The following is a 15,668-nucleotide window of genomic DNA, read 5'->3' on the forward strand; positions in this document are numbered from 1 at the left end:
GAGACACCGTCATGCAATCTTTCGCGCCACGGTTTTCGTGGCCGCCGGTTTCCTGGTCACCGTCTTGACCGCCGCGGTCTTCGTCGCGGCAGGCGGCTTCGGCGTTGAAGCCTTCATCGGCACTGTCTCGGTCGGCACCCAGCCAAGCCTTTCAAGCAATGCGCCAGCCGCAGCCGGCGCGCGCTCCTTCGCACCGTTGATGAAAAACAGGAACACTTCCTTCGGCTTGAGCTTGCCAGCGGGTTCGTCTTCCACACGCGGCAGGTCCTCCGGTGCCCTGCCGCCAGCCCACGCCGATGCCCGCTGCGCCCATTGGTCCAGTGCCTTCGGCCCATAGCCCGTCGCGACCTTCTCGTCGGCGCTCATCAGCCGCGCGTACACGAAGTCCGAAGTGAGATCAGCGAACGACGGAAACTTCGGTGAATCGGTGAAGACGGTGGCCGCCTTGAACTTGCGCGCCAGCTTCAGGTACGCGTCGCACATGAAGCTCTCGTGACGCACCTCCATCACGTGCCGCAGCTTCACGCCCTCCACCGAGGTCGGCAACAGGTTCAGGAAGGCCTCGAAATCGTCGGCCACGAACTGCTTGGTCGGTGCGAACTGCCAGACGACCGGGCCCAGTTTTTCGCGCAATTCGGCAATGCCGCTGTCGATGAACCGGCTGATCGAATCGCCCCCTTCGGCCAGCACGCGGCGATTGGTCGCAAAGCGCGAAGCCTTGACCGAGAAGACGAAGCCATCGGGCGTGGCATCGCGCCAGTTCGCAAACGACGTGCGCTTCTGCGTGCCGTGGTACGTGCTGTTGATCTCGATCGCGGTCAGATGCCGGCTTGCATATTCCAGCTCGCGCGCCTGCGCGAGCCCCGCCGGATAGAAGTTGTCGCGCCACGGCGCATAGTTCCAGCCGCCGATGCCAATATGGATGTTGCTCGCCGACTTGCCCTGTCTGGTAACCGCCATGACCCGATCTCCGCGAGGATTGGTGGAGGAAGTCTAGCCGGATTTGAGCGGCGTGGCGGAAGCCCGCGGACATGTGAATCGAAACACGCCGGTGGGCGAGGGCGGCGCAGCCCTCCTGCTCGTCTCCGGCCTTACTTTGGCGCGGGATACTTGCGTGCGTTCATCTCCATCTTCGCCTGCACCGCCGCGTCGAGATCGACGCCAAGCGCGGTCACTAGCTGCGTCAGGTAGATGGTGATATCGGCCAGTTCCTGCTCAACGTGCGCGCGCTCGTCGGTTGACATGATCCCGCGCGATTCCTCTTCGGTTTGCCACTGGAAGATCTCCACCAGTTCGGCCACTTCGACGCTGAGCGCCATCGCGAGGTTCTTCGGGCTGTGATACTTGCCCCAGCCCCGGGCCTCGCCGAAGGCGGCCGCCGCTTGCTGGAGATTGCTGATATCGATGAGAGCCATTGTGGATGCAATGTGGATGTCGCTGACAGGCACGTATTGTCACACCGAACGGCAGCCGGATGCCCCCACACGCTGCCACATACCGCCACTCGACAGCGCCGCGCGCGAGGCATAGGCTCACATGTGAAGCCCACTGCAAACGGAGGCACTCATGCGTCCCACTCCCAAAATGGCGATCATCACCATCGCGGGCGCCCTCGCGTACCTGGCGTTGCCCGTGCTCGGATGGGGTGGTATCGCGGCGTACTTCGCCGATACCGCGCGCACGCTGGCAGTCGTCGCGACGTTGGTGATGGCGGTCATCGCCATCTTCTCCGGCGGCAATATCAGCGCTGGCGAACGCGAGGACCGCGATAACCGATGGGTACTGGTGGCATTCAGCGTGCTCAGCCTGCTCGCGGGATTCCTGCCTGCCTATACGGACCGCCTCGACGTTTGGTCGATCGACGGCAATACGATTCGCTGGATCGGCCTGTTCCTGTTTGTCGCCGGCGGCGCGCTGCGGCTCTGGCCCGTCTTCGTGCTGGGCCGGCGTTTCAGCGGGCTCGTGGCGATCCAGCCTGGGCATACGCTGGTCACGACGGGCATCTACAGCGTGATTCGCAATCCAAGCTATGTGGGCTTCGTGATCAGTTCGCTGGGATGGGGACTGGTGTTCCGCTCATGGGTGGGCGTGCTGCTGGCGCTGCTGATGCTCCCGCCGCTTGTCGCCCGCATCCGGGCCGAGGAAGCGCTGTTGCGGAGCCAGTTCGGGGGCGAGTACGAACAGTACTGCGCACGTACGTGGCGCATGTTGCCGGGCTTGTATTAGGCCCGCGCGCTAGGCCCGCGCGCGGATCACGTGGCGGGAATCCAATCGAATCAAGCCCTTGGCATCACACCGTGATTGAATTTCCCGCACACGGGCCTATGCTTGGAAAATAGGCACATGCGCCCCGGCGCGTAGCCACCCTGCCCAGTAGCCACGCAAACAGAGCACATGAGGCTCTCATCATGTTTGCGAGGCTCTCATGAAGAACACCACGCCCGTTGCCGGGCTCCGTACCCGGCCCAGCGGTGGCAATGCTTCCATCACCAGTCCGCAGCGTCGCCACGTCATGCAAGCCGCGGCCGCCGCCGCACTGGCCACAGGGCTGGCACCGCTGGCGCGCCCCGGTGCCGCGCACGCAGCTGCCAGGCATACGCTCAGGATTCTTCAGTGGAACCATTTCGTGCCGGGCTACGACAAGTGGTTCGACAACACGTATGTGAAGGAATGGGGCCAGCGTCACGATACGGAAGTCATTGTCGATCACGTCGGCATTCCGGCGCTGGCCACGCGTGCCGCTGCCGAGGTATCGGCCCAGAAGGGGCACGATCTCTTCATGTTTCTGTCGCCGCCGCCGGTGTACGAGGACCAGGTCATCGACCATCGCGACATCTACGAGGAATGCCAGCGCAAGCATGGCAAGCCCGTGGAACTGGCGGTTCGCAGTACCTACAACCCGAAGACCCGCAAGTACTTCGCCTTCTCCGACAGCTTCGTGCCGGACCCGGTGAATTACCGCAAGGACCTGTGGGATGCCATCGGCGCGAAGCCTCCCGATAGCTGGGACGACGTGCTGACCGCCGGGCGCAAGATCAAGCAGGCGAAGGGCGTGCCGGTGGGTATCGGCCTCTCCGCGGAACTCGATACCGCCATGGCCATGCGCACGATCCTCTATGCGTTCGGTGGCGCGGTGCAGGACATGCGCGGCAATGTCGTGCTGAACTCGCCCGGCACGCTCGAGGCCGTCAAGTACGTGCGGGCGCTGTACCGCGACACCATGACGCCCGAAGTGCTGGCCTGGGACCCATCGTCGAACAACCGGGCCATGCTGGCCGGCAAGATCTCGCTCTGCCTGAACGCCATCTCGATCACCCGCGAAGGCGAAAACAAGCAGATCCCGGTCACGCCCGACATCTGGCTGACGCAGGCACTGCGCGGCCCCGCGCAACGCATCTGCCTGGAGCACGTGATGGACTGCTACGTGATCTGGAAATTCGCCGAGAACATTGCCGGCGCGAAGCAGTTCCTCGTCGACTACATCGACAACTTTCGCGATGGCTTCGTTGGCAGCGAGTTCTACAACTTCCCCTGCTTCCCGAGCACCGTGCCCGACCTCAAGACGATGATCGCGGTGGACGCCAAAGCCACGCCGCATGACAAGTACAAGGTGCTGGGCGTGCTGATGGAACAGGCCACCAACGTGGGCTACCCCGGATACGCCAACGCCGCTATCGACGAAATCTTCAACACGTGGGTCCTCAACACGATGTTCGCCCGCGCCGCAACCGGCGACGCGTCTCCGGAGGACGCCATCCGCGATGCCGAGAACGCCTGCAAACGGATCTTCGCAAAATGGAAGGCCAGGGGGCTGGTATAGCCTCGCGTGCGCAATCATCATGGCCACAGTGGAAACACGCTCGCTGACCAAGCGTTACGACAGCACCACCGCCGTCGACGCGATCGACCTCGCCGTGCGCGAGCACGAGTTCCTGGTGCTGCTGGGCCCATCCGGTTCGGGCAAGACGACGCTGCTGCGCATGATCGCGGGACTCGAGACGCCGACCTCCGGCGATGTGCTGGTGAGCGGGCGCATCGTCACGGGGCTCCCACCGCGCGCGCACAACATGGCGATGGTTTTCCAGAGTTACGCGCTGTATCCGCACCTGACCGTGGCGGGCAATATCGCCTTTCCACTGCAGGCCCAGCATATGGCGCGCGACAAGATCGACGGCAAGGTCGAGTGGGCCGCCTCGCTGTTCGGTATCGGGCATCTTCTCGCGCGGAAACCACGTCAGCTCTCGGGCGGCGAACGTCAACGCGTGGCGCTTGCGCGTGCGGTCGTGCGCGACCCCGTTGCATTCCTGCTCGATGAGCCGCTATCGAATCTCGATGCCAAGCTCCGTGCTTCGGCGCGAGAGGAACTGCAGCAACTCCAACGCCGCCTCGGCACCACCACGATCTACGTGACCCACGATCAGGTGGAGGCACTGGCGCTGGGGGATCGTGTGGCCGTGCTCGATCACGGCGGCATACGTCAGCTCGACACGCCGCAGCGCGTGTATGCGCATCCTATCGATCGGTTCGTCGCCACGTTCATCGGGTCACCTCCCATGAATCTCGTTGCCAGCGACGGCATGGAGATCGGCTTCCGGCCCGAGCATTTTTTACCGGATGACGTCTTCACCGCCGATGCATCATTGGAACGGTTTCCGTTGGACATCACCCGCATCGAAAACCTGGGCGCGGACCGCCTCGTGTACGGCGTGCTCGCGCCGCCGCAGCCGCCCGTGAAAGTCATATCCCGGATACCGTGCACGGTGAACGTGTCACCGCAACCCGGCACACGTCACATGTTCGCCGTGCGCCGTGCTGATCTGCACCGCTTCGACACGAGCAGTGGCACAAGCCTGAGCGTGGCGGAAGGCGTGACATGAGCGCGCTATCGGCCACCCTTGGCAGACCGGACCACGAGACGTCGGATACGCCGGATGATGACCGCAGGCTAGGCGCAATGATGCTGGCGCCTGCGCTCATCTATATCGCGCTGCTGCTTGGCTTTCCTTTCCTGCTGTCGATCTGGTACAGCCTGACCGATGTCACCGTCGGAAGTCCGATGCCGCATTTCGTCGGGCTGGAGAATTTCCGGAGCGTCGTGGCGAACCCGACGTTCTGGCAGTCGCTGCGCAATGCGCTGGTGTTCACGCTGGTCTCGCAAGCGCTGGTGGTCGTGCTCGCCAAGGTGCTGGCGCAGGCATTGGTGCGCGATTTCCCCGGCAAGTGGCTCGTGCGACTGCTGATCCTGTTGCCATGGGTGGCGCCGATCTCGCTGGGATCGATTGGCTGGCTGTGGATCTTCGACCCGGTCTACAACATCATCAACTGGACGTTACGCGCGATCGGCCTTTTCGGCCCCAACATGTGGCCGATCTGGCTCGGCCAACCTGATCTGGCGATGGCGTCCGTGATTCTGGTGGATGTCTGGCGACTGCTGCCACTGGCCACCGTCATTATCCTGGCCGGGATGCAAGGCATCCCGCAGGATCTGCACGATGCCGCTGCCATGGACGGCGCAGGCTTCTGGCGGCGGCTGTTCAGGATCGACGTGCCGTTGCTGATGCCGGTCATGCTGGTGGCCCTGTTGTTCGGCATTGTCTTCACGCTGACCGACATGGTCATCATCTATGTGCTCACGCGCGGCGGCCCCTACGATACGACCCAGGTGCTGGCCAGCCTGGCCTTCTTTACAGGCATACAAGGCGGTGACCTGGCTGAAGGCGCGGCGATCTCGCTTTTCCTGTTTCCACTGCTGGTGGCAGTCGTCACATTGCTGCTGACGGTGGCGCATCGTTCCGAGGTGACGTGACATGGAAGCGATATCGGCATCCGAAGGCTGGAAGCTGGCGTGGCTCGGGTCGCGCTGGCCCGCACGCTGCGCGTGGGTAGCGGTGTTCGCCACGTTGGCGACTTTTGCCGTGTTCTGCGCCTTTCCGTTCTACTGGATGCTGATCACCACGTTCAAGGATGTCCACGACCTGATCAACACGGCCAACAATCCGTTCGTGTTCAATCTGCCACCCACGACGGAGAACCTGCGCGTGCTGTTCCAGGAAACCGCATTCCTGCGATGGCTGCTCAACACGCTGCTGGTGGGCGTTTTCGTGGTCATCATCACGCTCGTGCTCGCGGTACCGGCGGGCTACAGCCTGGCGCGACTATCGGGACCCCGAGGGCGGCAACTCGCCATCGCCATCTTCCTGACTTATCTGATTCCGCCCACGATCCTGTTCATTCCGTTCTCCCGCATCGTCGGCGCGCTGGGCCTGCAGGACTCGCTCTGGTCGCTCGTGCTCGTGTACCCGAGCTTTACCGTGCCGTTCTGCACCTGGCTGATGATGGGCTTCTTCAAGGCGGTGCCCCGGGACATCGAGGAAGCCGCGATGATGGATGGCATGAGCCGCTTTGGCGCGTTCCTGAAAGTCATCGTGCCGCTATCGTCGGCGGGCATTCTCACCGTCATCATCTTCACGCTGACGCTGGTGATGCAGGAGTTCGTCTACGCGCTGACGTTTATCACGAGTTCCTCGCAATACACGGTCAGCGTGGGCGTGCCCACTTTCCTGGTGCGCGGCGACGTCTATTTCTGGGGCTCGCTGATGGGTGCATGCCTGATCGTCAGCGTGCCGGTAGCGCTGCTGTACAACGTGTTCCTCGATCGCTTTGTCGCCGCTTTCACCGTAGGCGCGATAAAGTAGCGGTGTCGCACGAATGGCCAGACGAATGGGAGCGCAAATGGCCGGAGGCCAGTTCCAGATATTCCGCTGTCATGTTGCCGGCGCACAGGCTGTGCAGGCCGACTCGCGCCACGCGTTCGGTCGGCATACGCATGATCAGTTCGGCATCGGTGTGATCGGCAAGGGCGCGCAGAAATCGGCCAGCGGGCAGGGAATCGTGGAGGCCGGCCCCGGCGACACGATCACGGTCAACCCTGGCGAAGTGCACGACGGCATGCCGATCGGTGATGCCGGCCGTGCCTGGCAGATGCTCTATTTCGATCCACCCGTGGTCGCCGACGCGATACTGGACGTGACGGAAGGGCGGACGCGGAGCTTCGAGTTCGCCCACCCAGTCATGCGCGATGCGCGGCTCGCGCAACGCTTCCTGACACTGTTCGCCGCCATGACGGCCGCGCACGCGGAACATGCCTCGGTGCTGCGCGAGGAATTGCTGCTCACCCTGCTGGCCGACACGATGCATGGGCAAACCCGCTCGGACACGCGCGGCCCGGGCTTCGCGGAGATCGCACTGGCGCGACGCCGCATCGACGACGATTCAGCCGCGCCGCTCACGCTCGGCGAACTGGCCGATGAGTGCCGCCTGAGCCGCTTCCAGTTCATCCGCGCGTTCTCGCGGGCGACTGGCATGACGCCACACGCCTACATGATCCAGCGCCGCATCATCGCCGCGCGGCACCTGATCGCGCGCGGCATGTCGCTCGCGGACGCTGCCGCAGCGAGCGGCTTCGCCGACCAGAGCCATATGACGCGCATCTTTGTGCGCACGTACGGCATCTCGCCCAGCATGTACGCGCGTGCCTGCGGCGCATCGTAGCCGGCCTTCCCCGCCACGCTCGCAATTTCATTCAAGACAACACCGCGTCCGGTTCGCGATCCTGCACCTTTCCGCTATCCCCTATCGGGCAAGAAAGGAAGGACCATGTCCAGACGAATGCACGGCTATCTCTATCTGACGCTGGCGATGATTACGGTCGGCAGTACCGTGGTGGCCAGCAAGATCGTGGCCGCCGGCCTGCCACCGTTCACTGCAACGGCGCTTCGCTTCGCCATCGCGCTTCCGCTGTTCCTTGTACTGATGCGCGTGACCCGAACAACCTGGCCAATCCTGGCGCCGAGGGAATGGGGCCTGCTGCTGGTGCAGGCCGGCGCTGGAAGCGTCGGCTATACGACGCTGCTGATCTTGGGGCTCCGACATGCCTCTGCCACCGACGCGGGCGTGATCATCGGCACGCTGCCAGTGGTCTCCGCGGCAATCGCCATCATGGTGCTTGGCGAGCGGCCGCGACGCGCCGTGTTGGTGGCCATCGCATTGGCGGCCGCCGGTGTTCTGACCATCGTGTTCCGCAACGACGCCGGCAGTGCGCACTCGTTGCTCGGCAGCTTGCTGATCTTCGGCGCCGTGGGCTGCGAGGGTGTCTTCATCCTGCTCAACAAACGGATCCAGACACCGATCGCGCCGCTTGCGCTCTCGACCATCATGGCGGCGTTCGGACTCGCGGTGGCGGTGATACCGGCCGGCTTTGAGATGCCGTGGATGCACGCGCTCTCCGGCAACGCGGTCGCCGCCGTCGCGTACTACGCGCTGATTCCAACCGTGGGGGGCTTTCTGCTCTGGTACGCCGGCGCGGCACGAGTGAGCGGTGCAGAGGCGGCGCTGTTCACTGCGGTGGCACCGGTATCAGCGGTGGTGCTCGCTGCCGCGCTGCTCGGCGAACAGATCGGCCAGAGCCAGATCATCGGCATCGGTTGCGTGCTGGTCGCGGTGTTCAGCCTTGGGATGTCTCAATCTGCTGACATGACCGATAGTGCGATGGCAGATGCCGAAGGCGATGCCACTTCGCACCGATAAACGGCGTTCGCTTTTGCGAACCACGCCGACAATTGACGAAAACGCGGATGGACGGTCACCGCTATCGTCCGGCAGGCTACAGTCGACGCCACATACGCGCCATTCCCAACACAGCAACGATAACGATGGGGTAACCACATGTGCTTCTACTGCAGTCCTGGTGGTGCAGCAGTCCTGCTCGCGCGCGCGTCGCGCCGAGACTTCCTGACCGGCGCGCTGGCGCTCGGTGCAATGTCCACCTTCGGATTCCCATCGGCATACGCCGAGAGTCCTCCGGCTACGTCTCCTTCGACATCTCCCTACGCGCAATTCATCTTCACGAACGGGCCGATCTACACCATGGCCAGCGGCTCGCCGACGGCCAAGGCCCTGGCCGTGCGCGACGGCCGCATCGTGGCCGTTGGCTCGATGGATGCAGTCGCGCAGTTCCGTGGCCCGGACACGCAAACCATCGACCTCGGTGGACGCACGCTGCTGCCGGGATTCGTCGAGCCACACATGCACTCCGCGCTGGCCGTGCTCGACGCATGGCTCGACGTGGGCCCGTTCACCACCACGTCGATTGACCAGGCACTCGAGAAGATCCGAGCCGAGGCGGCAAAGTCCAAGCCGGGCGAGTGGGTCCGCGCGCAGGCGCTCGATCCCTCGCTGATGCCCGGCGCACCCGTCACGCGACAACGGCTCGATGCCGTGGCGCCCAACAATCCGGTCTTCATCCTGGAATCGAACGGACACATTGCCTACGTCAACAGCGCGGCCCTGAAGCTCGCTAGCGTCACGCGCGATACGCCGAACCCGGCCCAGGGCCGCTTTGTCCGCGACGACAAGGGCGAACTAACCGGCCGACTCGAGGAAGGCCCCGCATACGGCCCCTTTCTGAAAGTCGCCCCGATGCCCAACGCCGCGCAAATGGTGGCCAGCATTCGCAAGCTATTCGACCGCGCCAGTGCCGTGGGCTGTACCAGCCTGCACGATGCCGGCATTGGCACGAGCGGCGTGCATGACCTCGATATCGTCAACGCCGCCATGCGCGACGATCCTCCTGTCCGCTATTCGGGCTTCCTCACGTCCGACCGGATGGATGGCTGGGTAGAGCGAGGCATCAAGCCGGGCGCCGGCACGGATCGCTTCCGGCTCCACGGCATCAAGTTCTGGTCCGACGGCTCCAACCAGGCCCGCACCGGATACCAGCGCGAGCCGTACCTCAACTCCACCAGCCGCGGCGCGCTGAATTACACCGCCGAGCAACTGATCGAGGGCGTGCAACGCGCGCACGACCTCGGCTGGCAAGTCGCCATCCACGCCAACGGCGACGCCGCCATCGACACCACGCTGGACGTCTACGAACACGTGCTGAAACGCTCACCACGTGCCGATCATCGACACCGCATCGAACACTGCAGCGTCCTGCACCCCGAGCAGATTCAGCGAATGGCAAAGCTCGGCGTGTCACCGTCATTCCTGATCGGGCACGTGCACTACTGGGGCAAGGCATTCCGTGACAGCATCCTCGGCCCCCAGCGCGCCCAGTTCTACGACCCCTGCGCATCGGCACTGCGCGGCGGCCTGCGCATCTCGCTCCACTCCGACTACAACGTGACGCCGATCGAACCGATCCGCTACATGGACAACGCCGTCAACCGCACCATGCGCGACGGCGGTGGCGTGCTCAACCCAGCGGAGCGCATTACCGTGGCGCAGGCACTGCGGGCGGTGACGATCGACGCGGCGTGGCAATGCCAAATGGACCAGATCGTCGGCAGCCTGGAGACCGGGAAGTATGCGGATCTGGTGATTGTGGATAAGGACCCGCTCCAGATGGCGCCGGAGGAGATTGGAAAGTTGAAGGTGATGGAGACTTGGTCGGAGGGGCGGAGGCGGTTTGCGGCTTGAGGGGTGGCTGTTGGTGCGGAAATGGCGCTTGGCGTCATTTCCGCTTCAGGTTTGCACTGCGGCATATCTTCGCGGCCATTTGCCGCCGCGCTCCGCGATGCTGTGACGTCGATTCAAGTGCTCCTAGGGAGCGCCCCGTTGCGAGCTTGTCCGCTCCGTCAGTTGCGTGTGGGGGTGCCAACTGCACCATCGTGACGGCTATCGTGAATCGGAGGATTGCCTCCAGGCTCCACAAGAGCCATCGGGCCCTCTAAGCGCTTGCGGCCACGCAGGCGCCGGAACATTTCTTGAGAGTGCACACCCTGAAGAAACCATACGGTGAGTTCACGGCAGAAGAACGCAAGCACCAGTAGAAGAAATGCGAGTGCAAGTCGCTGCGATTTCACGGTTTCATTGATGTATGAGGCCAGTTCATCGCTCTTGAGGAGCTTGCACACGATCTCCCTGTCTTCTGGGCTAAACGTTGAGAGGGCTGCCGCTTCGTTTGAGCATTGATCAAGTGAGAGCTTCTCCGCGACACCGAATCGCTTGGCACTTGTCGCGTTGATAGAGAAGAAGACTTTGCTCTTCTTCATTTGAAGAACTGCATCATCCCAAAATGCAATTCCCCACGCGGCTGTCAAGCTAAGGGTGAAGAACACTATGGCGGCGAAGAATCGCGCGAGAAGGAGCCAGACGTTGGGCAGTTGATCTTCCGCTTTGAGTTCGATTTTCTCGAGATCAAAATATGGCCCACATGCAGCGACATGCCCCATGTCCTCGTTGTTCTCACGCGTCCATCGGATCAAAGCCTGAGCTTGCTGCCGCGTTCGCGCACGCACACCCGTCGTGAAGCGAAATTGAAGAAGAGCCCCTTGCTCGTCAAGAAACTCACCGATCACGGGATCCTTGCATTCTTGCTTGCCGTGAAATAGCTGCCAGAGCCTTGTCATAAGGCTGTGGGATGACCCGGCTCGTCGCCAGACATAGACCCCCAGGAATCCAAGTCCAACGACTGCGAAGACTGGGAGTACAACTCCCAGGCTTGTCAGAATTCCAATGCCGCTGCGGATCCCTTCCAACATTCCTCGCTCCACTGGCAAGCCTCGACCTTTCACAGCGCCAAAGCCACAGCAAAACGCCCGGACTGGCCGGGCGTTCATGCATTCAACATCTCTCAGTCGGCAAAGCGTGGTCCTGCAATGCCAACCACCTCAATCAAACATCAATATTCCGAGCCACCAGCGCATTTGACTCGATAAAGTTCCGGCGCGGTTCCACCTCGTCGCCCATCAGTGTCGTGAAGATCTGGTCGGCGGCGATGGCGTCTTCGATCTGGACCCTCAGCAGGCGGCGCTGCGTGACGTCGAGCGTGGTTTCGAAGAGCTGCTCGGGGTTCATTTCGCCCAGGCCCTTGTAGCGCTGGCGCGAGACGCCGCGTTCGGCTTCGGAGAGTAGCCACTGCATGGCCTGGTGGAAATCTGCGACGGTCTGTTCGCGCATCTTCTCGCCTTCGCCGCGGCGAACCTTGGTGCCGTCCGGGATCAGGCCCTGGAACGTCGTGGCCGCGCGGGCGAGTGCCGCGTAGTCGGCGCCGTGGACGAAGTCCGCATCCACGTGTGACAGACGCACGTTGCCATGATGGCGACGCGCGATCATCAGGCGATGCTTGTCGGTCTTCTCGTCGAACTGGGCATAGACGTCGGCGGTGCCGTCGTCGTTGACTGCAGCGCCGAGCAGCGTCTTGGCGTGCATCTCGGCGAGCTTGGCCTTCAGCGCCACGGCCGACGCTTCGGCTGCGGCGGCGTTGTCGAGGTCGAGCGCCACGCCGTCGGCGATCGCGCGTAGCGCGTCCACATCGACGATGCGCGACAGGCGGCCGATCACGCCCTCGGCGAGCTGGTACTGGCGTGCCAGTTCGGTCAGGGCTTCACCGTTGATCTCGCTGCCATCCGGGCGGCTGAGCGAAGCCTTTTCCATTGCCAGCTTCAGCATGTAGGCGTTCAGCTCGTTGTCGTCCTTGATGTAGCGCTCTTCCTTGCCGTGCTTGATCTTGTAGAGCGGCGGCTGGGCGATGTACACGTAGCCGCGCTCGATGATGTCTGGCATCTGGCGATAGAAGAACGTCAGCAGCAGCGTGCGGATGTGCGAGCCGTCCACGTCCGCGTCGGTCATGATGATGATGCGGTGGTAGCGCAGCTTCTCGAGGTTGTAGTCCTCCTTGCCGATGCCGGTGCCCAGTGCCGTGATCAGTGTCAGCACTTCCTGGCTCGACAGCATCTTGTCAAAGCGCGCGCGTTCCACGTTCAGGATCTTGCCCTTGAGCGGCAGGATCGCCTGGAACTTGCGGTCGCGGCCCTGCTTGGCGGAGCCGCCTGCGGAGTCACCCTCGACGAGGAACAGCTCGGACATCGCCGGATCCTTCTCCTGGCAGTCCGCGAGCTTGCCGGGCAGGCCCATGCCGTCCATGACGCCCTTGCGGCGCGTCATTTCGCGGGCCTTGCGCGCGGCTTCGCGGGCGCGGGCCGCATCCACGATCTTGCCGCAGATGATCTTGGCGTCGTTCGGCGTTTCCAGCAGGAAGTCGGTCAGCGCCTTGCCGACGAGCTCTTCCACGGGCAGGCGCACTTCGGAGGAAACGAGCTTGTCCTTGGTCTGCGAGCTGAACTTCGGCTCGGGTACCTTCACGGACAGCACGCAGGCCAGGCCTTCGCGCATGTCGTCGCCGGAGGTCTCGACCTTCGCCCGCTTCGCGACCTCGTTTTCTTCGATGTACTTGTTGATGACGCGGGTCATCGCTGCGCGCAGGCCGGTCAGGTGGGTACCGCCGTCGCGCTGCGGAATGTTGTTCGTGAAGCAGAGCACCTGCTCGTTGTAGCCATCGTTCCACTGCATGGCCACTTCCACGCTGATGCCATCTTTCTCGGCGTTCGCGTAGAAAATGTTCGGGTGCAACGTGGTCTTCGAGCGGTTGATGTACTCGACGAAACCCTTCACGCCACCGGAAAACGCGAAGTCCTCTTCCTTGCCCGTGCGCTGGTCCACCAGCTTGATGTGCACGCCGTTGTTCAGGAACGAGAGTTCGCGGATGCGCTTGGACAGCACTTCGTAGTGGAACTCGACGTTCGTGAAGATCTCCTCGTCGGCCAGGAAGTGCACTTCGGTGCCGCGCTTGTCGGTCGCGCCGATGACCTTCATCGGCGACACTTCAACGGGCTGGCCGTCCGGGCCGGTCACGGTCTCGATGATGCGGTTCTGCACCTCACCCTTCGCGAACTCGATCAGGTTGACCTGACCATCGCGACGCACGGTCAGGCGCAGCCACTTCGACAGCGCGTTCACGCAGGACACGCCCACGCCATGCAGGCCGCCCGAAACCTTGTAGCTGTTCTGGTTGAACTTGCCGCCGGCGTGCAGCTCGGTCATGGCGATTTCCGCCGCGCTGCGCTTCGGCTCATGCTTGTCGTCGAACTTCACGGCCGGCGGAATGCCGCGGCCGTTGTCGACGATCGAGATCGAGTTGTCGCTGTGGATCGTGACCTGGATCTCGGTGCAATAACCGGCCAGGGCTTCGTCGATCGAGTTGTCGAGCACCTCGAACACGAGGTGATGCAAGCCGGTGCCGTCGGACGTATCGCCGATGTACATGCCGGGACGCTTGCGTACCGCCTCCAGGCCTTCCAGGATCTGGATCGAAGAGGCGCCGTAAGAGTTTTCCTGCTGCGGTTTCTGCTGATCGGTCATGTCTTTCTACTCACGATACTGACGGCAAAAAGCGGAAAACCGAACCTGCGCCAAAAATGTGGCGGGTGCGGTAGGTCCGCGTTTCGCGGGTTACTTAAAAACGGCAAAAGGGGCGGATCGGTTCGATCCGGCCCCTGCTGCGGTGTGTGCCCGATTGTGGTCTGGATGGCGTCTGATGGTGGCCATCAAATGCGCATCGGCATGACGACGTACTTGAAGTTGTCGTCTTCCGGCACCGTAATCAGCGCGCTCGAATTGGAGTCGCCGAGGCTGACCTGCACCTGCTCGCTCTTCAGGTTGGCGAGCACGTCGAGCAGATAGGTCACGTTAAAGCCGATATCGAGCGCATCGCCCGAATAATCAAGTTCCAGCTCTTCCTGCGCCTCTTCCTGATCGGCGTTGGTGGAGCTGATCTTCAGCACGTGCGTATCGAGAATGCAACGCACGCCCTTGAACTTGTCGGTAGTCAGAATCGCCGTGCGTTGCAGCGCCTGTTGCAGTTGCACGCGGTCGATCGCAAACGCGTTCTTGTAGCCCTTCGGGATCACGCGCTGGAAGTCCGGGAACTTGCCTTCCACCAGCTTGCTGATCAGTTCGATATTGGCGAAGGTGAACTTGACCTGATTGGCGGCCAGTTGCACCTGCACGGGATCATCGGTGTCTTCCAGCAGGCGTTGCAGTTCCAGGATGGTCTTGCGCGGAATGATCACTTCCTGGCGCGAACCGACGCCGGTCGCTTCATTCTCGAGCTCCACGCCGCAGTACGCCAGGCGGTGACCGTCGGTAGCCACGGCCATGACCTTCTTGCCATCGACCACCAGCAGCATCCCGTTCAGGTAGTAACGGATGTCCTGCTGCGCCATCGCAAAGTGGACCATCGCCAGCAGATGCTTGAACGTCTTCTGCGGCAGGCTCACGCTGGCGTTGAATTCGGCGGCTTCGGCGACGGTCGGGAATTCTTCCGCGGCCAGCGTCTGCAGCGCAAACCGGCTCTTGCCCGACTGCACGGTCATGCGCTTGTCGTTCAGCGACAGCGCCACGTCGCCGTCAGGCATCGCGCGCAGGATGTCCAGCAGCTTGCGCGCGGCCACGGTGGTCGCCACGCTGTCGCTACCGACGCCGCATTCGGCATGGGTCGTGATCTGGATCTCGATGTCGGTCGAGAGGAAGGATACGTTCGAGCCGGACTTGCGAATCAGCAGGTTGGCCAGGATCGGGAGGGTGTGGCGGCGCTCCACGATGCCGCTCACGATTTGCAGCGGACGCAGCAGATTGTCTCGCGAGGTTTTGACCAATTGCATTGAATTTATCCTTCGTCGTTTGTCGATAGCGACCGCAGGTTTTGCACAACTCCAAATTCACTTAGGAATCAAGGAGTTAATGTCGCATTGTACCAAGGATAAGCCGCTGCGGTGAAGCGGGGCGAACCCGGCACGGCGTCCGGTTGTGCACAAAATGCCACATTC

The 15,668-nt window shown here is 62.7% G+C and carries 13 protein-coding genes; 8 read left to right on the forward strand and 5 right to left on the reverse strand.

Annotated features, from left to right (window positions below; genetic code table 11):
* Nucleotides 1-9 precede the first annotated feature (9 nt).
* Complete coding sequence (locus tag RN01_RS01550; RefSeq protein ID WP_024569249.1) at nt 10-960, reverse strand: DUF72 domain-containing protein; 951 nt, start codon at nt 958-960, stop codon at nt 10-12.
* Nucleotides 961-1,091: 131 nt separating this feature from the next.
* On the reverse strand, nt 1,092-1,415 hold the full coding sequence (locus RN01_RS01555; RefSeq protein WP_008645810.1) for a nucleotide pyrophosphohydrolase: 324 nt from the start codon (nt 1,413-1,415) through the stop codon (nt 1,092-1,094).
* A gap of 151 nt (nt 1,416-1,566) precedes the next feature.
* On the opposite strand from RN01_RS01555, the gene RN01_RS01560 reads away from it, so the two are divergent.
* From RN01_RS01560 to RN01_RS01595, 8 genes are all read left to right on the forward strand, one after another.
* Complete coding sequence (locus RN01_RS01560) at nt 1,567-2,226, forward strand: isoprenylcysteine carboxylmethyltransferase family protein (RefSeq protein WP_024569248.1); 660 nt, start codon at nt 1,567-1,569, stop codon at nt 2,224-2,226.
* Between the two features lie 199 nt (nt 2,227-2,425).
* Nucleotides 2,426-3,820, forward strand: coding sequence for an ABC transporter substrate-binding protein (locus tag RN01_RS01565; protein WP_017511512.1), 1,395 nt, complete (start codon nt 2,426-2,428; stop codon nt 3,818-3,820).
* A 19-nt stretch (nt 3,821-3,839) separates the two neighbouring features.
* Nucleotides 3,840-4,877, forward strand: coding sequence for an ABC transporter ATP-binding protein (locus RN01_RS01570; protein ID WP_017511513.1), 1,038 nt, complete (start codon nt 3,840-3,842; stop codon nt 4,875-4,877).
* Nucleotides 4,874-5,806 carry a carbohydrate ABC transporter permease gene (locus RN01_RS01575; protein ID WP_017511514.1) on the forward strand — a complete coding sequence of 311 codons (933 nt, stop codon included), beginning with the start codon at nt 4,874-4,876 and terminating at the stop codon, nt 5,804-5,806. The genes RN01_RS01570 and RN01_RS01575 overlap by 4 nt, the downstream gene beginning before the upstream one ends.
* Before the next feature lies 1 nt (nt 5,807).
* Nucleotides 5,808-6,695, forward strand: a complete 888-nt coding sequence (locus tag RN01_RS01580; protein WP_017511515.1) for a carbohydrate ABC transporter permease — start codon at nt 5,808-5,810, stop codon at nt 6,693-6,695.
* Nucleotides 6,696-6,732: 37 nt separating this feature from the next.
* On the forward strand, nt 6,733-7,551 hold the full coding sequence (locus tag RN01_RS01585; RefSeq protein WP_017511516.1) for an AraC family transcriptional regulator: 819 nt from the start codon (nt 6,733-6,735) through the stop codon (nt 7,549-7,551).
* A gap of 105 nt (nt 7,552-7,656) precedes the next feature.
* Entirely contained in the window at nt 7,657-8,586 is a 930-nt protein-coding gene (locus RN01_RS01590) for a DMT family transporter (protein WP_024569247.1), read from the forward strand.
* A 138-nt stretch (nt 8,587-8,724) separates the two neighbouring features.
* Nucleotides 8,725-10,479: an amidohydrolase gene (locus tag RN01_RS01595; RefSeq protein WP_017511518.1), complete on the forward strand. Its 1,755-nt coding sequence runs from the start codon at nt 8,725-8,727 to the stop codon at nt 10,477-10,479.
* 158 nt (nt 10,480-10,637) lie between these two features.
* On the opposite strand, the gene RN01_RS01600 is transcribed toward RN01_RS01595, so the two are convergent.
* The 3 genes from RN01_RS01600 to dnaN form a co-directional block, all read right to left on the reverse strand.
* Nucleotides 10,638-11,543 (reverse strand): DUF6216 family protein, encoded by a 906-nt coding sequence (locus RN01_RS01600; RefSeq protein WP_017511519.1) that lies wholly within the window; start codon nt 11,541-11,543, stop codon nt 10,638-10,640.
* A gap of 133 nt (nt 11,544-11,676) precedes the next feature.
* Nucleotides 11,677-14,202, reverse strand: a complete 2,526-nt coding sequence (gene gyrB / locus RN01_RS01605) for a DNA topoisomerase (ATP-hydrolyzing) subunit B (protein ID WP_017511520.1) — start codon at nt 14,200-14,202, stop codon at nt 11,677-11,679.
* 185 nt (nt 14,203-14,387) lie between these two features.
* Nucleotides 14,388-15,503, reverse strand: coding sequence for a DNA polymerase III subunit beta (dnaN, locus tag RN01_RS01610; protein WP_008650852.1), 1,116 nt, complete (start codon nt 15,501-15,503; stop codon nt 14,388-14,390).
* Nucleotides 15,504-15,668: the final 165 nt, after the last annotated feature.

It is taken from the genome of Cupriavidus sp. SHE, assembly GCF_000812445.1.
Classification (GTDB): domain Bacteria; phylum Pseudomonadota; class Gammaproteobacteria; order Burkholderiales; family Burkholderiaceae; genus Cupriavidus; species Cupriavidus metallidurans.